The 20,451-nt window shown below is 72.4% G+C and carries 17 protein-coding genes and 1 pseudogene; 3 read left to right on the top strand and 15 right to left on the bottom strand.

The window, feature by feature from the left end:
* Window positions 1–9 precede the first annotated feature (9 nt).
* Window positions 10–765 carry a DUF2993 domain-containing protein gene (locus AB0E94_RS17410; RefSeq protein ID WP_360327172.1) on the top strand — a complete coding sequence of 252 codons (756 nt, stop codon included), beginning with the start codon at window positions 10–12 and terminating at the stop codon, window positions 763–765.
* Window positions 762–3,065 carry an MMPL family transporter gene (locus AB0E94_RS17405; protein ID WP_360327170.1) on the top strand — a complete coding sequence of 768 codons (2,304 nt, stop codon included), beginning with the start codon at window positions 762–764 and terminating at the stop codon, window positions 3,063–3,065. The genes AB0E94_RS17410 and AB0E94_RS17405 overlap by 4 nt, the downstream gene beginning before the upstream one ends.
* On the opposite strand, the gene AB0E94_RS17400 is transcribed toward AB0E94_RS17405, so the two are convergent.
* The 7 genes from AB0E94_RS17400 to AB0E94_RS17370 all read right to left on the bottom strand — a co-directional run bounded on the left by AB0E94_RS17400 (window position 3,018) and on the right by AB0E94_RS17370 (window position 10,705).
* Window positions 3,018–3,548: a hypothetical protein gene (locus AB0E94_RS17400; RefSeq protein WP_360327169.1), complete on the bottom strand. Its 531-nt coding sequence runs from the start codon at window positions 3,546–3,548 to the stop codon at window positions 3,018–3,020. The genes AB0E94_RS17405 and AB0E94_RS17400 overlap by 48 nt on opposite strands.
* 42 nt (window positions 3,549–3,590) lie before the next feature.
* On the bottom strand, window positions 3,591–4,115 hold the full coding sequence (locus AB0E94_RS17395) for a hypothetical protein (RefSeq protein ID WP_360327167.1): 525 nt from the start codon (window positions 4,113–4,115) through the stop codon (window positions 3,591–3,593).
* A gap of 10 nt (window positions 4,116–4,125) precedes the next feature.
* Window positions 4,126–5,298 carry an ABC transporter permease gene (locus tag AB0E94_RS17390; protein ID WP_360327166.1) on the bottom strand — a complete coding sequence of 391 codons (1,173 nt, stop codon included), beginning with the start codon at window positions 5,296–5,298 and terminating at the stop codon, window positions 4,126–4,128.
* Between the two features lies 1 nt (window position 5,299).
* A complete protein-coding gene (locus AB0E94_RS17385; protein ID WP_360327164.1) occupies window positions 5,300–6,019 on the bottom strand; it encodes an ABC transporter ATP-binding protein in 720 nt (239 codons plus the stop codon).
* Window positions 6,019–7,143, bottom strand: a complete 1,125-nt coding sequence (locus tag AB0E94_RS17380; protein ID WP_360327162.1) for an efflux RND transporter periplasmic adaptor subunit — start codon at window positions 7,141–7,143, stop codon at window positions 6,019–6,021. The genes AB0E94_RS17385 and AB0E94_RS17380 overlap by 1 nt, the downstream gene beginning before the upstream one ends.
* An 87-nt stretch (window positions 7,144–7,230) precedes the next feature.
* Window positions 7,231–8,424: an efflux RND transporter periplasmic adaptor subunit gene (locus AB0E94_RS17375; RefSeq protein WP_360327160.1), complete on the bottom strand. Its 1,194-nt coding sequence runs from the start codon at window positions 8,422–8,424 to the stop codon at window positions 7,231–7,233.
* A 178-nt stretch (window positions 8,425–8,602) separates the two neighbouring features.
* A complete protein-coding gene (locus tag AB0E94_RS17370) occupies window positions 8,603–10,705 on the bottom strand; it encodes a histidine kinase dimerization/phospho-acceptor domain-containing protein (RefSeq protein ID WP_360327158.1) in 2,103 nt (700 codons plus the stop codon).
* Window positions 10,706–10,757: 52 nt separating this feature from the next.
* Between AB0E94_RS17370 and AB0E94_RS17365 the strand changes: the two genes are divergently transcribed.
* A complete protein-coding gene (locus AB0E94_RS17365) occupies window positions 10,758–11,117 on the top strand; it encodes a response regulator (RefSeq protein ID WP_360327157.1) in 360 nt (119 codons plus the stop codon).
* 3 nt (window positions 11,118–11,120) lie between these two features.
* On the opposite strand, the gene AB0E94_RS17360 is transcribed toward AB0E94_RS17365, so the two are convergent.
* From AB0E94_RS17360 to AB0E94_RS17325, 8 genes and pseudogenes are all read right to left on the bottom strand, one after another.
* Complete coding sequence (locus AB0E94_RS17360; RefSeq protein ID WP_360327155.1) at window positions 11,121–11,939, bottom strand: ABC transporter permease; 819 nt, start codon at window positions 11,937–11,939, stop codon at window positions 11,121–11,123.
* Entirely contained in the window at window positions 11,936–12,883 is a 948-nt protein-coding gene (locus AB0E94_RS17355; RefSeq protein WP_360327153.1) for an ATP-binding cassette domain-containing protein, read from the bottom strand. The genes AB0E94_RS17360 and AB0E94_RS17355 overlap by 4 nt, the downstream gene beginning before the upstream one ends.
* A 138-nt stretch (window positions 12,884–13,021) precedes the next feature.
* Window positions 13,022–13,654, bottom strand: a complete 633-nt coding sequence (locus AB0E94_RS17350; RefSeq protein WP_360327152.1) for a PadR family transcriptional regulator — start codon at window positions 13,652–13,654, stop codon at window positions 13,022–13,024.
* 225 nt (window positions 13,655–13,879) lie between these two features.
* Window positions 13,880–14,479, bottom strand: a complete 600-nt coding sequence (locus AB0E94_RS17345) for an LUD domain-containing protein (protein WP_360327151.1) — start codon at window positions 14,477–14,479, stop codon at window positions 13,880–13,882.
* Between the two features lie 236 nt (window positions 14,480–14,715).
* Window positions 14,716–16,140 (bottom strand): annotated as a pseudogene (locus AB0E94_RS17340) (lactate utilization protein B); the annotation flags it as partial.
* Window positions 16,137–16,871: a (Fe-S)-binding protein gene (locus AB0E94_RS17335; protein WP_360327150.1), complete on the bottom strand. Its 735-nt coding sequence runs from the start codon at window positions 16,869–16,871 to the stop codon at window positions 16,137–16,139. The gene AB0E94_RS17335 and the pseudogene AB0E94_RS17340, both read right to left, overlap by 4 nt.
* Before the next feature lie 2 nt (window positions 16,872–16,873).
* Complete coding sequence (locus tag AB0E94_RS17330; RefSeq protein ID WP_360327148.1) at window positions 16,874–18,253, bottom strand: rhamnulokinase family protein; 1,380 nt, start codon at window positions 18,251–18,253, stop codon at window positions 16,874–16,876.
* On the bottom strand, window positions 18,250–20,280 hold the full coding sequence (locus AB0E94_RS17325) for a bifunctional aldolase/short-chain dehydrogenase (protein WP_360327147.1): 2,031 nt from the start codon (window positions 20,278–20,280) through the stop codon (window positions 18,250–18,252). Before AB0E94_RS17325 ends, AB0E94_RS17330 begins: the two co-directional genes overlap by 4 nt.
* Window positions 20,281–20,451: the final 171 nt, after the last annotated feature.

Genomic DNA, 20,451 nt, shown 5'->3' with positions numbered 1-20,451 from the left:
ATGGGCTCCGTGCGAAAACGTCTCCTTCTCGGTGCCGTGGCCGGTCTTCTGCTGGTCACGGCCGTCATCGCCGATCGGGTCACGGCCTCGGCCGCGGCCGGCCGGCTCACTGAACGGCTACGCTGCGCGGCCGGCCTGTCGTCCGGCCCGTCGGTCTCGTTCGGTGGTTTCCCGTTCCTGAGCCAGCTGGCCCTCGGCACCTTCGACAGCATCCGGATCGCCGCCGACGACGTCCCGGCCGGGCGATTCCGGGTGGGTGTCGAAGCCACCGCGACCGGCGTGCGGCTTCCGGACGGCGGCGCGGTCCGGGCCGATTCCCTCAAGGCCACCATCACCATCGGGTACGACCTGCTGCGCACCGCAGTCGCAACGGACGGCTCCACCCCGGCGGCGGCCGGACTGCTGGACCGGGTCACCGCGGACGACTCCGGCCACCTGCTGTTCTCCGCCACCCGGACCCTGTTCGGCCAGGAGATCCCGGTGACCGTCATGGCCACCCCGGAGATCTCCGGCGGCGAGCTGACCGTCCAGCCGGTCGAGGTGGAGGTGCCGTCGATCGGGCTGCGCCTGCCGGCCACCCGGTTCGCCGGGCAGAAGCAGCTGCCGAGCGCCGGCCTGCCCGAACTCCCCGCCGGACTGTCCTGGACCGGGGTCACCGCGACCCCCGACGGCCTGCGCCTGTCGGTCGAGGGCACCGGCCTGACCACGGACACCCTTGCGGCCGGGTCTTCGGCGCGCTGCGGCTCCCCCGGTGGCACGGCATGAGCGCGGCCCGCGCGGGCACCCGCGCCCACCGGCTGTTCGCCGGCATCGGCCGGGCGACCGTGCGGTGGCCGTGGTGGACGATCACCGGATGGCTGCTGTGCACGGTGGCGGTCGCGGCCCTGGTGGTCGTGTTCGGCCGGCCGGTCGACGACGACACCACGCTGCCCGGCAGTTCCGCCCAGCAGGGCCGGGATCTGCTGGCCGACCACTTCCCGGGGACCGACGGCGCGAACGGCTCGGTCATCCTGCGTTCGCCGGCCGGCCCGCTGAGCACGTCCGCGACGGCCGGCGCGGCGACGCGGATCGAGGCGGTCGGGCACGTGACCTCGGTGGCCCCGCCCAGCGTGGCCGCCGGTTCGCTGACCGCCGACGGGTCCACCGGTTACCTGTCGGTGCAGTTCGACGTGGGACCCCGTGACCTGGAAAGCGAACTGATCGGCGAGGTGCTGGCCGCGGCGCGGGCGGCCACCGGACCGGGTGTGCAGGTGCTGCCGGGTGGCGCGCTGGCCCGGACCGAGCCGGACACCAGGCGCAGCGAGGCGTTCGGGCTGGGGGTGGCGCTGGTCGTGCTGGTGCTGGCCTTCGGCGGACTGGTGGCGGCCGGGCTGCCGCTGCTGACCGCGCTGTTCACGCTGGTCTGTGGGCTGGGCCTGATCGGTCTGGCCGGCCACCTCACCGCGGTTCCGGCGGTGGCCGGCACGATCGCCACCATGATCGGGCTGGGGGTCGGCGTCGACTACGCCCTGTTCATGATCACCCGCTACCGGGCGTTGCTGGCCGCCGGCACACCGGTCCCGGACGCGGTGACCACCATGGTCGCCTCGTCGGGCAGCGCGGTGGCCTTCGCCGGCGGCACGGTGGTGGTGGCCCTGGCCGGCCTGACCGTCTCCGGGGTGCCGGTGCTGGTCACGCTCGGCTGGACCGCCGGCCTGATCGTCCTGGTGGCGGTGGCCGCCGCGGTGACGCTGCTGCCCGCTCTGCTGACGGTCCTCGGCCCGCGCATCCACGCCCTCCGGATCCGCCGCCCGCAGTCACCACCGGACAGCAGGCCCGGCGATCACAGCGAACCCGGCGACCAGAGAGCGCCCATGCCACCGGACAGCAGGCCCGGCGATCACAGCGAACCCGGCGACCAGGGAGCGCCGACGCCACCGGATAGCGGGCCCGGCGATCAGGGCGACTCCGGCGGGCGGGGAGCGCTGCCGGCGGATCAGGTGTCGGCCTGGGGGCGTCTCGCTGATCGGGTCACCCGGCGGCCCTGGCCGTATGCGCTGGTCAGCGTGGTCCTGCTGCTCGTGGTGGCGGCGCCGGTGACCGGGATGACGCTGGGACAGACCGATGCGGGGGACGAACCCGCCGGGACCGCGGGCCGGGCCGGCTACGACGTGCTGGCCGAGTCGTTCGGGCCGGGGGTGAACGGGCCGCTCACCGTGGTCGCCGAACTGACGCCGCCCGGCGGGGCGTCGGATCCGCGGGTCGCCGGGCTGGTGAGCGCGGCCGGCGGCGTGGCCGGGGTGGCCGGGGTGCAACCGGCCCGGGTCTCCGGCGACGGGCGGGTGGTGTCGGTGCGGGTGGTCCCGGCGACCGGGCCGGGCGACCCGGCGACCGTCGGCACGGTGGCCGCCCTGGAACGGGTGGCGGTGTCCGGCGCGCGGGTGTTCGTGACCGGTCCCACCGCGGTCAAGGCGGCGCTGGCCGAGCGGGTGGGCGCGCGGATGCCGTACGTCATCGGGCTGGTGGTCGTCCTGGCCGCCCTCCTGGTGCTGATCGCCTTCCGGGCCCCGGTGGTCGCCGCGAAGGCGGCGGTGATGAACCTGTTCTCGGTGGCGGCCGCCTACGGGGTGCTGACCGCCGTGTTCCAGTGGGGCTGGGGTGTCACGCTCATCGGGCTCGACGGGCCGGTGCCGATCGAGTCGTATGTGCCGATGCTGCTGTTCGCGCTGCTCTTCGGGCTCTCCATGGACTACGAGGTCTTCCTGCTGACCGCGGTCCGGGAGTCGTGGGACGTCACCGGCGACAACCGGCGGTCGGTGCGGGACGGGCTGGCCGGCACCGGGATGGTGATCACCTCGGCCGCCGTGGTGATGGTCTGCGTGTTCGCGAGTTTCGTCCTGAGCCCGAGTCCGGTGGTGAAGATGACGGGTCTCGGGCTGGCCGTGGCGGTGGCGATCGACGCGACGGTGATCAGGGGCCTGCTCGTCCCGGCGTCGATGGCGCTGATGGGGCGGGCCAACTGGTGGACGCCACGCCGGTCAGACCGCCACGTCCACGAGGTCGCCACTGTTCAGGACGCCGCGTAGGGCGTACAGATGAACGCCCTTGGTCTGCAGGAGCGTGACCAGGGCGGCCGGTCCGGTGGCGGCCGCGGCGACGTCGTCGGCGGGCATCCCGAGCAGCCGGCTCACTCCGGCGAGTTTGGTCTCGTCGCGCAGGCCGGCGTTGTTCCCGCGCGGGCCGCCGGGTGGCAGCGGCGGTGGCGTGTCCGGGTCGGTGTGCGTCTTCTCGGCGATGCGTTCGGCGACCGCGTCGGCGCCGTCGGCGGCGGTCGTCTCCGGGGTCAGCCCGGATTTGATCGCGGCGATCAGGTCGTCGTGGGTGACGCCGCGGGTGGTGGCGATGTCGTTGAGGCTGCGCCCGGTGTCGAGCTGGGCCCGCAGCTCGTCGGCGGTCATGCCGAGGGCCTGGGCGACCCGCGCCATCGGGTTCTCCCGGCGCTGCGTGGCGGGTATCCAGTAGTAGGAGTACGAGCCGGTGGAGGCGGGCACGCCGCTGATCGTGGTCATGGCCGTCAGTCATCGGCGGACGGCCGGGCGTCCTGTGATCTTTCAGCCGGCGGTGACGGAGGTCGCGGTGATGATGCCCTCGGAGTCGGGCACGCCCTCGACGGTCACCGGCACACCCGAGGTGATGCTCTCCAGGGTGGCGGTCTGGCTGACCTTCACCGTGGTGGTGTCGCTGGTCCGGACCGTGACCGTGCTCCCGTCGGCGGTCTGCACGTAGAGGGTCGAGCCGTCGACCAGCTTGACCGTCCCGGTGGTCCCGCCGGCGGCGGCCGGCTGAGCCGCCGCGTCCGGCCCCCGGGACGGGCCGCCGGCGCCTCCGAAGCCGCCGAACCCGCTGGGCATCCCGGCGCCGTTCGGCGTTCCGGACGGGCTGTCCGAGGCGCCCCAGCGTTCGTGCGCCTGCACACCGCCGAGGAAACCACCGGCCAGCAGCACCGCACCGAGCAGGGCCAGCGTGGTGCGATTCCACCAGCGGCGCGGCGCGGCGGCGGCCAGCGCCTCGTTCAGCTCCGGGTGGGTGCCGGACGGGCGGGGCAGGACCTCGGTGTCGTGGTTGGTCGGAGTCACGTGGTCCACCTCATTCGTAGCGGAGGGCGTCGATCGGGCGCAGACGGGCGGCACGGGCGGCGGGCAGCCCGCCGAAGAACAGCCCGATCAGGACGGACACCCCCAGGGCGAGAGCGACCGAGCTGGGTACGATCACCGGCTGCACCCCGACGATCGAGAAGCGGCTGCCGAACATCGCGGCGGCCACGCCCAGCCCGCCGCCGATGACACTGAGCAGGGTGGCCTCGATCAGGAACTGGGAGAGGATCACCCGCCGGGGCGCGCCCAGGGCTTTGCGGATGCCGATCTCCCGGGTCCGTTCGGTGACCGTGACCAGCATGATGTTGGTGATGCCGATGCCGCCGACCAGCAGACTGATCGCGGCGACCGCGCCGAGCAGGGTGGTGAACGTGTCGGCGGTCTCGGTCTGCGTCTCCAGCAGCTGGGAGGCGTTCTGCACCCGGTACGAGTCGGCGTCCAGCCGCCGGTCGAGGATCGTGCTGATCTCGGACTGGACGGTGTCGACCATCGACGAGTCGGCCGCCTCGACCAGGATCGAGCTGAGCGAGCCGTACCCGGCGAGCACCTGCCGGACGGCGCTGATCGGGGCGACCGCGGTGTCGTTGGAATCCTGGAACCCGGACGAGCTCTTCTCCTCCAGCACCCCGGTCACGGTGAACAGCGCGCCGCCGACGGTGACCTGCTGGCCGACCGGGTCGACGCCGGGGAACAGCTCCTCGGCGACGGTCTGCCCGATCACCACCACCCGGCGGGCCTGCGCCTCGTCGTCGGCGGTGAAGATCGCGCCGGTGGCGACCGGGAAGTTGGAGGCGGCGAACCAGCTGGGCGTGGTGCCGACGAACGAGCTGATCTCGTGCTCGGCGCCCTCGTAGGTGAGGGTGGCCGAGGTGCTGACCACGGGCGACACCGACCGCACGTCGGGGGCGACGGCACCGTCGTCGAGGGAGTCGGCGATCCGCATGGTGAGGCCGCCGCTGCCGCGGCTGGTGCTCATCACGGTCAGCGTGTTGGTGCCGAGCGCCTCGATCCGGGAGGCGATCGACTTGGCCGAGCCGTTGCCGACCGCGACCAGCAGGATAACCGCGGCGACACCGATCAGGATGCCGAGCATGGTGAGGATCGAGCGCAGTTTGTTCGCCCCGATCCCCCGCAGGGCGAATCGCAAAATCTCCGTAAAATTCACCCTAAACCCCCGCGGCTGCGTGTCGTCCGGACGGCTCCTGCCGGGAGTCGCATGTGACCCGGCCGTCGAAGAGCTTGATCAGCCGGTCGGCCCGGGCGCCCACCTCGTCCTCGTGCGTGATCAGCACGATGGTGCGGCCGGCCGCGTTCAGATCGTCGAACACGGCGAGCACATCCTCGGTGGCGTGACTGTCCAGGTTGCCGGTCGGCTCGTCGGCGAGCAGCAGCGCCGGCTCGGTGACCAGCGCGCGGGCCACCGCGACCCGCTGCTGCTGACCGCCGGAGAGCTGGTTCGGCTCGTGCTCGGCCCGGTCGGCGAGACCGACCAGGTCCAGCGAGAACATCGCCCGGCGGCGGCGTTCGGCGGCCTTCATCCCGGAGTACGCGAGAGGCAGCTCCACGTTGGCCACCGCGCTCGTCCGCGGGATCAGGTTGAACGCCTGGAAGACGAACCCGATCAGCCGGTTCCGGGCCAGGGCCAGCTGGGCGTCGCTGAGCGAGCTGACGTCCACCCCGTCCAGCCGGTAGGTGCCGGTGGTCGGGACGTCCAGGCAGCCCAGGATGTTCATCAGCGTGGACTTGCCAGAGCCGGACGAGCCCATCACCGCCACGTACTCGCCCCGTTCCACCGCCAGGCTCACGTCGTCGAGGGCGCGGATCTCGGTGTCGCCCTCGCCGTAGATCTTGGTGAGCTCCCGTACGTCCAGGACCGGCCGGCTCATCAGCGCCCGCCGTTCCCGCCGCCGCCCGGGGGCGCGCCGCCGCCACCGGGGAAGCCGGCGCCGCTGCCCCGGAAGTTGCCGGTGGTCGTGGACGTCGTCGTGCTGGTCGGCACCACCACCCGTTCCCCGCTGGCCAGGCCCGACGTGATCTGCGCGGCGTCGTCGCCCTCCAGGCCCACCTGCACCTGGCGGACCTCCTGCTTCCCGGCGCTGTCCAGGACGGTCACCGAGTGCCGGTTGCCGATCGTGGTGACGGCCGCCGAGTTGACCATGACGGCGTTCTCCACACTGCCGGTGACCACCGAGACCGTCACCGTCTGGCCCGGTTTGGCGCCGTCCGGCGGGTTCGGCAGGCTGACCGTCACGCCGTACGTGACGACGCTGTTCTCGCTGGTGGCGGTGGGATCGACGGCCACCACGGCGCCTGTCGTCTCGGCGTTCTGGAGCGCGTTCCAGACGATCGTGGCGCTCTGGCCCTCCTTGAGCTCGGTGGCGTCGGCCTCCGAGAACGCCGCGGTGATCTGAAGCTTGGTGAGATCGGCGAGGTCGACGAACCCGCCCGCGCCCGCGGACGACGAACCGTTCGACGTGCCGGTGGACGTGCCGGTGGACGTGCCGCTGGAGGATCCGCCCAGCGTGCCGTTGACCGCGACCACGGTGCCGGCCATCGGTGCGGTCAGCCGGGTTCCGGCGACCGCCGCCTCCGCCTCGTCCACGGCCAGCTCGGCCTCGGTCACCGCGTTCGACGCGTTGTCGGTGTCGGTGCCCGCGTCCTCGGCCCGGTCCAGGGCGTCCTCGGCCGCCTCCAGGTTGGCCTGCGCCAGCTCCAGGTCACGCTTGGCGTCGGTGGCGTCCACCCGGGCCAGCAGGGCGCCCGAGGTGACCTTCTGGCCGACCTTCACCCCGATCGCGGTCACCGTGCCCGACGTGGTGAACGTGGCGGTGGCGGTCGCGGCGCTGGCCACCGCCCCGTCCGCGGACACGGTACGGGTGACGGTGCCCTGGGTGGCGGTGACCGTCCGGGAGCCGGACGCGCTCGCCCGGGTCGTCTCCGAGGTGTCCCGCAGCAGGGCCCAGCCCCAGAACCCGGCACCGACGATCAGGAGTGCGAGCAGGGCGTTCACGGCCGTACTGGGACGACGCAGCGCATTCACACCGTCATCATGCCTTCCGGCCGGTTCGTGGCGTGCTGTCTTCCGGCAATCCCTTCGCTACCAGGAACGCACCACCTGGTCACCCTGCTCCAAACCGCCGGTTATCTCGGTGTATTGGTCCCCGCGGAGCCCGACGGTCACAACGCGCTCCTCCGACCGGTTGGCGGCCCGGACCAGCACGGTGCCCGATCCGCCCGACACGTCGTGCACGGCCGTCGACGGCACCCGCAACGCGTCGGTCACCTCACCGGTGCGCACCTTGACCTGGGCGCTCTGCCCGACGAGCAGGTCGGCCGGCGAGTCGGCGAAGCTGAGCAGCACCCCGTACCGGACCAGGGTGCCGTCCGAGGTGCCGGCCGGGTCGACCTGGACCACCTCGGCCGCGTACACGTCGTCGGAGTCGGCCAGGCTCACCGTCGCGGTCTGCCCGGCGGTCAGGGCGCCCGCGTCGGCCTCCGGGAAGTCGGCGCGGACCTGCATCGAGTACGTGTCGGCCAGGCTGACGAACGTCGACCCGCTGCGGATCTGGTCGCCGACGTCGCCCTCGACGGCGACCACGGTGCCGGCGATCGGGGCGGTGACGGTCGTGCCGTCGAGGGCCTGCTGCGCCACCTCGACCGCGCGTTCGGCCCGGTTGACCTGCTGTTCCGCGGTGAGCACCTGGTCGCTGCCGGTGTCCGGGTAGCCCCGGGTCGCGCATGGCGTGGCCGCCCGGCCGCCGATCGGCGGGGCCTGCATCCGGCCGCCGACGGCCGGGGCCGGTGACGCCGCCGGGTCCGCGGGCGGCTGGACGGCCATCGGCTCGATGAGCGGGGCCTGGATTCCGGCGACCGCCGCCGGTTCGGCCGTCTTTCCGGTCCGGGCGCAGGTGGTGGCGCTCGCGGTGGCCTTGGCGGCGACCGTCTTCGCGTCGCCGAGCCGGCTCCGGGCCTCGGTGAGCGCGGTCCGGGCGTCGGTGAGCGTGTCGGCGGCGTCCGTGGTGTCCAGCACGGCGAGCTTCTGGCCCTTGCTGACCTTGTTGCCGGCCCGGACGTGCACCGAGGCCACGGTTCCGGACACCGCGAAGGTCAGGCTGCGGGTGGTGGCCGGCTCGACGGTGCCGGTGGTCGCCACGTCGAGGGTGACCGCGCCCCGGTCGGCGACGGCCACGACGATCGCCGCCGGTTTGTCGCCGCCGCCCCGGTTGAGAGCCCCGATCACGCCACCGATGACGGCTCCGCTGACCACGATCGCGGCGCCGATCCACCGCATGTGCCGCTTACTCGTGTTTTGCCCCGTTTCATTGCTCACGAACGTGATTGTTGCTGTTCATGCCGACTGCGAGGCCGGAATCCGGAGACCGGATCAGCCCGGCGGTCGCGTTTCGGCCCGGTGACCCGCCTGCGTCGCGGGGTAGGGGACGGAACTCTTCGTGGCCGTACCGAATGAATCAGGAGGCCCGGGTGAGCTGCCGGGAGATCGTCTCCATCGTCTCGCCTATCTCGCGGGCCCGTTCGTGCAGGTCGTGAAGCACGTCGACGGTGGCCGGGTCGCGGTGGGCGCGGTCCTCGAGCTCGGCGCAGAGCGCGGCGAACCGGTTGGCGCCGAGCGTCGCCGAGGAGGCCTTCAGGCCGTGCGCGAGACGGGCCAGGTTGCGGGTGTCGCCGCTGGCCGCGGCCTGGTCCATGCGCTCCAGCAGGCCGGGCAGGCGGTCGGCGAAGTTGTGCAGGATCTCGGCGAGCCGGCGGCGGTCCTCCGGTTCGGCGTCCGGGCCGGCGATCACGTCGACACAGGCACGGATCATCGCGGGCTCGCCGTCGTCCGGTCCGGGCAGCGGCCCGGCGCCGGCCAGACGGACATCGGCGTACGCGGCCGCCGTCGCCAGCGCCACGTCGAGATCTCCGGCGTCCACCGGGCGGGCCAGGGTCCCGTCCGCGCCGGCGGTCACGAAGTCGTCGCGTTCCTCGGAGTCCGGGCAGATCGCGATGATCCGCGGCACACCGTGCACCGGCGGGTCGGCGTGGATCAGCCGGACCGCCGTCGGCCCGTCCAGCACGAGCAGCCCGGCGCCGAGCAGGACCAGGTCGTACCGGTCGCGCAGCACCGCCTCGACCGCGGCCTCCCCGTCGGCGACGGTGACCACCCGGTGCCCGCGGCGTTCCAGCAGACGCCGGGTCAGCCGCTGGTCGACCGGATCGTCCTCGGCCACCAGCACCAGCAGCTGCTGTTTGCGCCCGGCGACCGGCGCCCGCCTGAACCGGTCCGGCTGGCGCGCCTCGCCCAGCAGCACCGTGACGGTGACCGTGGTCCCCTGTCCGGGCCGGTCCTCGACGGCGACGCCACCGCCCATCGACGCGGCCAGGCAGTGGGCCAGCCGGAACCCCGGATCCGGCCGGTGATCCGCCGGCACCCCGAGCCCGGTGTCCCGGATCGAGAAGTGGACCTCCACGCCTTCCGGCGAGGGGTGGGACGAGGGCTGGGCGGAGACGCTCACCGTGACCGAACCGTGCTCGGTGGACTCGACCGACCGCCGTAGCAGCGCGGTCAGGATCCGCCGCACCCGCGCGTCGTCGCCGCGGACCCGCTCCGGGCAGCCCGTCCCCAGGTGCGCGGCCAGGTGCAGGCCCTTCGCCGCGGCGGCGTCGGCCACCGGATCCATGGCCCGGCGCACACAGTCGCGCAGCGAGAACGGGCGGCGTTCCAGCGACAGGTCACCGGTCTCGATGCGGGCCAGGTCGAGCAGGTCGTCGACGACGGTGAGCAGCGTGGCGCCGCTGTCGTGGACGGTCGTGACGAGCTCCCGCTGATGATCGTCGAGGCCGGTCTCCAGCAGCATCCCGGTCATCCCGGTCAGCGCGGTCATCGGCGCGCGGACCTCGTGGCTCATCGCGTCCAGGAACGCCGACCCGGCCGTGGTCGCCGCGTTCGCCTCGTCCCGTGCCTGGGCCAGGCCGGCCATCGACTCGTTGAAGGTGGCCGCCATCTCGGCCAGCTCGCGGGGGCCGTCGACGGCGGCCGGATGGTCCAGGTCGCCCGCCCGGGCCCGGCGGGTGGCGGCGGCCAGCTGACCGGCGGCCCGGGTGAAGCGGCGTTCCAGCCGGTGGCCACCGATCAGGACCAGCACCGACACCAGCACCGCGACCCAGACGATCATCCACCGGCTGGTGCGGGCGACCGCGCCGGTGTCACCGATCCGGCGGTCCAGCCGGGTCTGCTCGTGGTCCAGCATGGCGTCGGTGGCGGCCTGGACGACGGCGCTGCCGGCGGCCGGATCGACCCGTTGCAGCAGTTCCCGCTGGACCGGGTCGGCGCCGGTCAGCCGGCCCAGCTCGGCGACCTGGAAACGGACGGCGTCCGGGGACGCCGGGGCACGCAGCGCGAGGATCCGGTCCATGATCTCGGCGGACCGCTGCAACTCGGCGTGAACCTGAAGGCTCTCGCTGTTGCGGACGAACCCGGTGGCCGCCACCGCGGCGACCGCGGCCAGCGTCAGCAGCACCGCCACGCGCACCAGGCGCCCGACGCTCCAGATCCGGTCCCCGAACTCCGGCACGGCCCTTACTGTAGGGAGTGATCAACGTCGCCGGGGACGGTTTGGGGTGAGGGTGACTTCGGTTCTCGTGGTCGACGACGATCCGACCCTGCTGCGCATCATCGAAACCGTTCTCACGTCGGCCGGCCTGGAGGTGTCCGCCCGCAACACCGCCCAGGCCGCCCTCCGTGCCGCCCACACCAGCCGGCCGGACTGCGCGGTCCTCGCCACCGGCCGGGACGTGACCGCCTCCGAGCTCTGCCATGCGCTGCGCGCCGCCGAGGACACCGCCGACGTCCCGATCCTGCTGATCACCGAGCGCGGCCGCTGGCTGGAGGCGGCTGCCGCCTTCGACGCGGGCGCCGACGACTACCTGCCGAAACCGTTCAGCGCCCAGGACCTCGTCCGGCGGGTCGAGGCCCTGGCACGCTGACGGCTACACCGACTTCTGGTAGGCCCGGAAGGTCCGGGTGGACAGGAACACCATCGCCGCCGCGAGCAGGGCCAGCCAGCCGCACCGGCTCGCGACGACAGCCCAGTCCGGGCCCGCGCTCATCGCCGCCCGGGACGCTTCGAGCGCCCAGTTCACCGGGTTGACCGCGGCGATCGTCCGCATCCAGGACGGCATCAGCGACTCGGCCATGAACGCCGACGACAGGAACGTCAACGGCAACAGCAGCAGCGTGTTGATGCCGATGATGGTCTCCCGCTGCCGGACCAGCATCCCGATCGTGTTCGACAGGGCGCTGAACACGGTTCCGAGCAGCAGCGCCGCCACCAGCAGCACGGCCAGCCCGGCCACTCCGCCCGGATAGTCCGCCCCGGCCAGCAGGCCCAGCAGCATGATCGCCAGCACCTGCACGGTCGTGCTGATCGCCTGTTCGGCGACGGCCGCGTTCATGATCGCGGACCGCGAGACCGGGGTGGTGAGCAGCCGGTTCATGGTGCCGCGCTCGATCTCCTCGAGGACGCCCATGCCGGCCCACATGTTCGACGACACCGCGGTCATCACCACGACGCCGGGAACGATGTAGTCGAGGTAGTTCGCCGCACCGAAGCCCGGCAACTCGACCACCCGGCGGAACAGGTTGCCGAACAGGAACAGCCAGATCGCCGGCTGCACCAGCAGGATCACCACGAACGCCGGCTGCTTGACCAGCACTTTCAGCCGCCGCCCGGTCATCCACCAGGTGTGTGCCACGAGGGTCCGGACGACCGGGACGCCGCCGGCGGCGCCTGCCGTGGAGGTGCTCATGCCGCGAACCTCCGTCCCGCGTGGCGCAGGTAGACGTCGTCCAGGGACGGCCGGGCGACGGTCACGGTCGCGACGCCGATGCCGGCCGACTCCAGGGCGGCCAGGGCCGCCGGAACCGCCGCGGCGCCGTCGTCGGCTCGCGCGCTCAGCCGCCGTCCGTCGAGAGCGACCTCACGCAAGCCGGTCATCAGCCCGATCACCTGCCGCGCCGTCGGCTCATCGGGCGGTTGACGCAACTCCAGATGTACGGCGTCCCCGCGCAGTTCCTCCTTGAGGCAGGCGGGTGTCCCGTGGGCGACGACCCGTCCACCGTCGACGATCGCCAGCCGCCCGGCCAGCCGGTCCGCCTCGTCCAGGTAGTGGGTGGTGAGCAGGATCGCCATCGACTCGTCGGCGGCGAGACGCCCGATCTCGGCCCACATGGCGGCCCGGCCCTCGGGGTCGAGCCCGGTGGTCGGCTCGTCGAGGAACAGCACCCCGGGGCGGTGCACGAGCGCCAGGGCCACGTCCAGGCGCCGTTGCATGCCACCGGACCAGCCGCGCACGATCCGGCCGGCGGCGCTCGTCAGGTCGAAACGCTCCAGGAGTTCGTCGACTCGACGGCGGAGCGCGGGTCCCCGTACGCCGAAGATCCGCCCTTGAAGTGTGAGATTCTCCCGGCCGCTCGCCATCGGGTCGAGCGCCGACCGCTGGGCGACCACGCCGATCTCGCGGCGGACCCGTTCCGGATGCCGCAGCACGTCGTGGCCGGCGACCTCGGCGGTCCCGGAGTCGGGCCGGGCCAGCGTGGTCAGGATCTTGACGGTGGTGGACTTGCCGGCGCCGTTCGGCCCGAGCAGGCCGAACACCTCGCCGGCCCGGACGTCGAGGCTGAGCCCGTCGAGGGCGGTCACCCCGCCCGGATAGGACTTGTGCAGATCGTCAGCCGTCACGGCATGACTCATGGTGATCACTCCTGATCTCCACGGGCCGTGTCCGGATATCCTGGTTGCTGCTACACGCCTCGGATGCCCGGACCGTTCCCGCGGTCGGTGGTGAGGTGGCGGCCCCGGCCGGTGTTCCCGCACCGGCCGGGGCCCTTTTCAATCCGGCCCCAGCAACTCGCTGAGGTCGGGCATCACGCCGGTCTCGTGGAACCGGCGCCACGCGCCGAGCCCCGGGACCGACCCGTCGTGCAGCTCCCGGTGGAGACCGGCCAGCCAGGCCTCCTCGGCCTCGCGCATGGCCAGCGCGTACTCCGCCTCGATGAGGAAGAGCCGCGGCACCTCGCGCCGGGTGGCGGCCAGCGCGGCCCGCGCCGCCTCGTTCTCCGCGGCGAGCGTCTCGTGCCGCTGCCGGATCAGCTCGATCATCTCGTCCGGCGGGAGCACTCCGGCGACCGACAGCGCCGACCGCAGTCTGGGGTACTCCGGCTCCGGCTGCCCGATCAGCTCACGCAGCCAGTCGGTCATCTCCTGCCGGCCGTCCCCGGTCAGCCGGTACACCGTGCGCTCGGGCCGGCGGCCTTCCCGGACCGTCTCCGCCGCTTCGATGAACCCGTGCTTCTCCAGGTTGCGCACGACCGTGTAGAGCGAGCCCCACTGGATCTTGATGTCCTGATCCTTGCCGAAGGCCCGCAACTGGGCGGCGATCTCATACGGATGCATCGACTGCACGGTCAGCGTCGCCAGAATGTGCAACCCGAGCAGGTTGCCCACCTTGCGCCGTTTCGCCATGCCATCGCTCCGCAGTCACTCGCCGCCGATTACCCGTCCACGAGTATTACGCACGCGAGCAAGACACCTCAACCCACACACCATTCGCCGGCCGTCGCTCAGAGCGCAAAAACCACCGGCAAAACCGCGCCCAGCGACGGCACGCGGCCCAGCCGTCGCCCAGGACGCAAAGACCACCCCCGAAACCGCGCCCAGCGACGGCTCGCGGGCTGGCGGCGGGTGACCTCAGTCGGTCAGGAGCAGGACGTGCAGGTGGCGGGGACCGTGCACGCCTTCGACGCGGTTGAGTTCGATGTCGCTGGTCGCCGACGGGCCGCTGATCCACGTCAGCGGCCGGACCGGGTCGAGGCGGGCGATCGCGTCCGGCACCGCGGCGACCACCTGCGCCGGCCGCAGCACGATCACGTGCACGTCCGGGAGCAGCGTGATGATGCGTCGGCCCTGGTCGGGTGAGGCGTCCAGCACGATCGTCCCGGTCTCGGCGACGGCCACGGCCGCGGCGGTCAGCACGGCGTCGGCGGCGGCGATGCGGTCCGGCGGCAGGTCGTCGTCGGCGAAGGCACCCTCCGGGCGCCACTCTTCAGGCAGACCAGGGGGTACGAGCACCGCCCCGCCCTCCCCCACCAGCCCGGCCACGGTGGCGGCCACCTCGGCCGACGTCACCCGGTACACCTCGGCCTTGTAGTCCACGAGCCGGTCGACGAGCACGTCGAGGTCGGCCTGGCCGGTCCCGGCGGGCCGGTAGTCACGAGGCGCCGGAGCGACCACGGGCGCGTCACGGAGGGCGGCCCGAACCCGCCCGAGGATGAGTTCCCGCGAGCTCATCGCTCGTCCCCCTGACTCGCGGAAGGGCCGGGCGGACCGGCGGAAGGGCCGGACGGACCGGCCGAAGGGGCAGACGGACCAGCCGAAGGGGCAGACGGACCGGCCGAAGGGGCAGACGGACCGGCCGAAGGGGCAGACGGACCGGCCGAAGGGGCAGACGGACCGGCCGAAGGGGCGGACGGACCGGCGGAAGGGCCGTCGGCAGTGGTGTCGGCAGTCGTGGCCGGGATGTCGGTGCGCTGGGCCCACCAGTCGCGGAACGTCTGTTTCGGGAACTCGGGCAGGTCGCGCCCCGAGGTCCAGCCGGACAACGGCGGTGGCAGCCCGCGCCCACGCCGCCCGGCGATCCGGGCCATCTTGGCGGCGCGCTGCGCGGACGCGTACAGCCGGGGGCGGTCCATGATCCGTGCGGCGGCCGCCATGGCCGCCTTCTCAGCCACCGGATGAGGTACCTGATTGCGGAGATGCACCAGCATCGACGGGATATCGATCTTGACCGGACAGGCGTCGAAGCAGGCCCCGCAGAGCGACGACGCGAACGGCAGCGAGGCGTTGTCGGCGACCCCGGTGAGCTGCGGCGACAGCACCGCCCCGATCGGCCCCGGATAGACCGAGCCGTACGAGTGCCCGCCGGTCCGCTCATAGACCGGGCACACGTTGAGGCAGGCCGAGCAGCGGATGCAGTGCAGCGCCGACCGTCCGGCGGTGTCGGCGAGGACCGCGCTGCGCCCGTTGTCGAGCAGCACGAGGTGGAAGTTCTGCGGCCCGTCGCCGGGCGTGACCCCGGTCCACATGGTCGTGTACGGGTTCATCCGTTCCCCGGTGGACGCCCGGGGCAGCAGTTGCAGGAAGACCTCCAGGTCACGCCACGACGGCAGGACCTTCTCGATGCCCATCACGGTGATCAGGGTGTCCGGCAGGGTGAGGCACATCCGCCCGTTGCCCTCGGACTCGACGACACCGAGTGTCCCGGTCTCGGCGATCGCGAAGTTGGCCCCGCTGACGGCCACCTTCGTGGACAGGAACGTCTCGCGCAGGTAGCGCCGGGCGGCCGCGGCGAGGACCGGCGGGTCGTCGGTGAGCGCCGGGTCCACCCCGGGCATGGCGCGCAGGAAGATCTCCCGGATCTCCGACCGGTTCCGGTGGATGGCGGGCACCAGGATGTGGCTGGGTTTGTCGTCGCCGAGCTGCACGATCAGTTCGGCGAGGTCGGTCTCGACGGGGGTGATCCCGGCTGCCTCCAGGGCTTCGTTGAGCCCGATCTCCTGGGTGGCCATCGACTTGACCTTGATGACCCGTTCCGAGCCGGTCGCCTTCACCAGGCCGGTGACTATCGTGTTGGCCTCGTTGGCGTCGGCCGCCCAGTGCACGACGCCGCCGGCCGCGACGACACGTTCCTCGAGCTGCACCAGGAGTTCGGGAAGCCGGGACATGACGTCGGCCTTGATCCCCGACCCGGCGTCGCGGAGCAGCTGCCAGTCGGGCAGTTCCGCGATCACCCGGCCCGACTTGCCACGGATCGTCGTCGTGGCGTGCCTCAGGTTGCGCCGCAGCTGCGAGTTCTGCAGGGCGTCCCGGGCCGCGTCGGGGAACGGCTGGTCACCGCGCAGATGCCCGACCCCGCGTGGCGCGGTCACCGGCATACCCAGGAAAGTGGTCATGCGTACTCCGTCGAGGCCAGGATCTCCGCGAGGTGAACGGTCCGCACACCCGTCCGCAGCCGGGACAGCCCGCCGCCGATGTGCATCAGGCAGGAGGTGTCACCGGCGGTGCAGACGTCGGCGCCGGTGGACACGATGTTCGTCATCTTGTCGGCCAGCATCGCGGTCGACGTCTCGGCGTTCTTGATCGAGAAGGTGCCGCCGAACCCGCAGCACTGCTCGGCGGCCGGCAGCTCCACCAGGTCGAGCCCGCGCACCTGCCGCAGCAGCCGCAGCGGTTTGTCACCGACCCGGGTCATCCGCAGGCTGTGACAGGTCGGGTGGTAGGTGACCCGGTGCGGGTAGTACGCCCCCACATCCTCGATCTTCAGCACGTCGATGAGCAGCTCGGACAGCTCGTAGGTGCGGGCCGCGACCGACTCGCTGCGGGCGGCCAGCCCGGCCTCCCCGTAAGCGGCGGCGACCATGCTGTGCTGGTGCCGGATCGACCCGGCGCACGAGCCGGACGGTACGACGATCACGTCGTACCGATCGAACGTCGTCGCATACCGCTTGACCAGCGGTAGCGCCTCTTTCTGGTACCCGGTGTTGATGTGCATCTGCCCGCAGCAGGTCTGCTCGGGCGGGAACACCACCTCGTGCCCGAGCCGTTCCAGCAGCCGCACCGTGGCCTTGGCCGCCTCCGGGAAGAGGGTGTCGGCCAGGCAGGTGGCGAAGAACGCGATCCGCACGGTCACCTCCCTGCTCGTGCGGCCGCGGCGTCCCAGGCTTCCGGTGTGCCGCCCGGTTCGTAGCGCACGATCCGTTGAGTCTCGCGCACCAGCGCCCGCATCGCATCCAGGCCGCCCTCGACCACCCCTGCTGCGCGGGCCTGGACGAGCAGATTGCCGATGGCGGTGGCCTCGACCGGCCCGGCCAGCACCGGCAGCCCGCAGGCGTCCGCGGTCAGCTGGCAGAGCAGCTCGTTCAACGCTCCCCCGCCGACCAGGTGCACCACCCGGACGTCCCGGCCGGCCAGCTCCTGGGCCTGGCGCAGCGCGCGCCGTTGCGCGAGCGCCAGGCTGTCCAGGATGCAGCGCACGATCGTCGCGCGGCTCGCGTCGGCGGGCAGCCCGGCCAGTTTGCGCAGCCGGCCCGCCATGTCGCCGGGCGGGATGAAGGCCGGGTCGTCGAGGTCGACGACGTGCGCCAGGCCCGGTTCGGCGGCGGCCGCGGCCAGCAGTTCCGGCAGATCAGGGGCGCCCCACTCGCGCAGGCACTCCTGTAGCGGCCACAGGCCCATGACGTTGCGCAGGTAGCGGATGGTGCCGTCGACGCCGCCCTCGTTGGTGAAGTTCGCCGCGCGCGACTCCTCGCTGAGCACCGGCTCGCCGAGTTCCAGGCCGACCAGCGACCAGGTGCCGCACGAGATGTAGGCGAAGTCGTCGCCCTCGGCCGGGACCGCCACCACCGCGCTGGCCGTGTCGTGCGACCCGACGGCGATCACCGGCGTCCCCGCGAAGTCGCCGATCCGGTCGCCGGGGTGCCGCACCGGCGGCAACAGCCTGGCCCGCAACCCCAATTCGGAGATCAACGGCAAGGACCATTCGCGGGTACGGACGTCGAGCAGCCCCGTAGTCGACGCGTTGGTGTACTCCGCCCCGATCTCCCCGGTCAGCCAGTAGGCGAGCAGGTCGGGGATCATCAGGAGCCGGTCGGCGGCCGCGTACTGTGCCGTCGGCTCGGCTGCGAGCAGCTGGTACACCGTGTTGAACGGCAGCCGCTGGAGCCCGCAGATCCGGTACAGGTCCTTGACCCGCTCGGCGATCCCGTCGGTGCGCGAGTCCCGGTAGTGCACCGGGTTGCCGAGCAGTGCCCCGTCGACGTCGATCAGCCCGTAGTCGACGGCCCACGAGTCGATGCCGATGCTGCGGACCGGCCCGGCCTTGCCGAGCCCGTCGAGCACCCCCCGGTACAGCGACAGGATGTCCCAGTGCAGGGTGCCGGCGACCCGCACCGGCTCGTTCGGGAACCGGTGCACGACCTCCAGGTCCAGGGCGCCGTCGTGGAACCGGCCGACCACGACGCGCCCACTGGACGCGCCGAGATCGACAGCTGCGAACGCGTCGCTCATCGCAGGAAGGCCGCGGCGACACCCGCGTCGACGGGAACGTGCAGTCCGGTGGTGTGGGTCAGGTCGCCACCGGTGATCGCGAAGACGGCGTTGGCGATGTGCTCGGGCAGGACCTCCCGCTTGAGCAGGGTGCGCTGCGCGTAGAACTCGCCCAGTTTCTCCTCCGGCACCCCGTAGACGGCCGCCCGGTCGGCGCCCCACCCTCCGGCGAAGATGCCGGATCCCCGTACGACTCCATCGGGGTTGATGCCGTTGACCCTGATGCCGTGCGGCCCGAGCTCGGCGGCGAGCAGACGGACCTGATGGGCCTGGTCGGCCTTGGCGGCGCCGTAGGCGACGTTGTTGGGTCCCGCGAAGATCGAGTTCTTGCTGGAGATGTAGATGATGTCGCCGCCCAGACCCTGCGCGATCAGCACCCGCGCGGTCTCCCGCGACACCAGGAACGAACCCTTCGCCATCACGTCGTGCTGCAGATCCCAGTCGCGGGCGGTGGTGTCGAGCAGCGACTTCGACAGCGACAGGCCGGCGTTGTTCACCACCAGATCAACCCCGCCGAAGGCCAGGACCCCTTGCTGTACGGCAGCAGCCACCGCGTCCTCGTCGGTGACGTCGAGGCTCACCGCGACCGCCACATCGGTGCCGCCGATCTCCGCCGCCACGTTCGCGGCCGCCTCGGCGTCCCGATCGCTGACCACGACGCACGCGCCCTCGGCGGCCAGGCGCAGCGCGATCGCCCGGCCGATGCCCGAACCCGCGCCGGTGACCAGGGCGATCCGGGTGGCGAGGGCCTTCGGCTTCGGCATCCGCTGGAGTTTGGCCTCCTCGAGCGCCCAGTACTCGATGCGGAACTTCTCCGACTCGTCGATCGGCGCGTACCGGGAGATCGCCTCGGCGCCGCGCATCACGTTGATCGCGTTCACGTAGAACTCGCCGGCCACCCGGGCGGTCTGCTTGTTCGCCCCGAACGAGAACATGCCCACCCCCGGGACCAGCACGATCGCCGGGTCGGCGCCCCGGATCGCCGGGCTGTCCGCGGTCGCGTGCCGCTCGTAGTAGCCGCGGTAGTCCTCGCGATAGGCCTCGTGCAACTCCTTGAGCCGGGTGATCACCTCGTCCAGCGGGGCGTCCGGCGCGGTGTCCAGGACCAGCGGCTTGACCTTGGTGCGCAGGAAGTGGTCCGGGCAGGAGGTGCCGAGCGCGCCGAGCTCGGCCAGGCGCTCACTGCCGGCGAACTCCAGGACCACGTCGCTGTCGGTGAAGTGCCCGACCTGCGGGCGGTCGGTGGACGCCAAACCCCTGATCACCGGGAAGAGGGCGGCGGCGCGCTCGTTCCTCTTTTTCTTCTCGAGCGCCGCTACTACTGAGGCGCCGAACGGCTCGTCGCGGCCGTGCTCCTCGATATAGGCGGCGGCGGTGTTGATGATCTCGTTGGAGTTGGCCTCGCACTCGTCACTCGTCGCGCCCCACGCGGTGATCCCGTGGCCGCCCAGGATGACGCCGATCGCCTGCGGGTTGGCCCGGTACGCGGCCGCGATGTCCAGGCCCAGCTGGAAGCCCGGCCGCCGCCAGTCCACCCACAGCACCCGGTCGCCGAAGATCTCCTTGGTCAGCGCCGGCCCGTCGGCGGCCGTCGCGATCGCGATCCCGGCGTCCGGGTGCAGGTGGTCGACGTGCGGCGCGTCGACCAGCCCGTGCATGGCGGTGTCGATGCTCGGGGCGGCCCCGCCACGCCCATGCAGGCAGTAGTCGAAGGCGGCGACCATCTCGTCCTCGCGGTCCACCCCCGGGTAGACGCCGGTGAGCGCCCGCAGCCGGTCCAGCCGGAGCACGGCCAGCCCCTTCTCGGTGAGGGTGCCGAGGTCGCCGCCGGAGCCCTTGACCCACACCAGGTCGACCGCGTCCCCGGTCACCGGGTCGACGTCGGACCCTTTGGCGGACGTGTTGCCGCCGGCGTAGTTGGTGGTCCGCGGATCCGCGCCGAGGCGGTTCGAGCGGGCCAGGAGCTCGGAGACTGCGGGGTTGGTCATCGGTGATCCGCTCTTCTTCGTCGTGTTCGGCGTTCAGATCGTGAAACGTTTCAGAGTTACCGGTAGATTACGCACGCCCGCCAACCCGGGTCAAGGCCGAACGCGAGCCTCCATTCCCCGCCACCCCGCGCCACCCGCCCCGCGCCGCCCGCGCCCGCGCCGCCCCCGCCC

Origin of the sequence: Actinoplanes sp. NPDC026670, assembly GCF_040638175.1 — a bacterium.
In the GTDB taxonomy this organism is placed as follows: Bacteria; Actinomycetota; Actinomycetes; order Mycobacteriales; family Micromonosporaceae; genus Actinoplanes.
The sequence above is the reverse complement of the archived record's forward strand: the minus strand, read 5'-3'. Positions and strand labels throughout refer to the sequence as shown.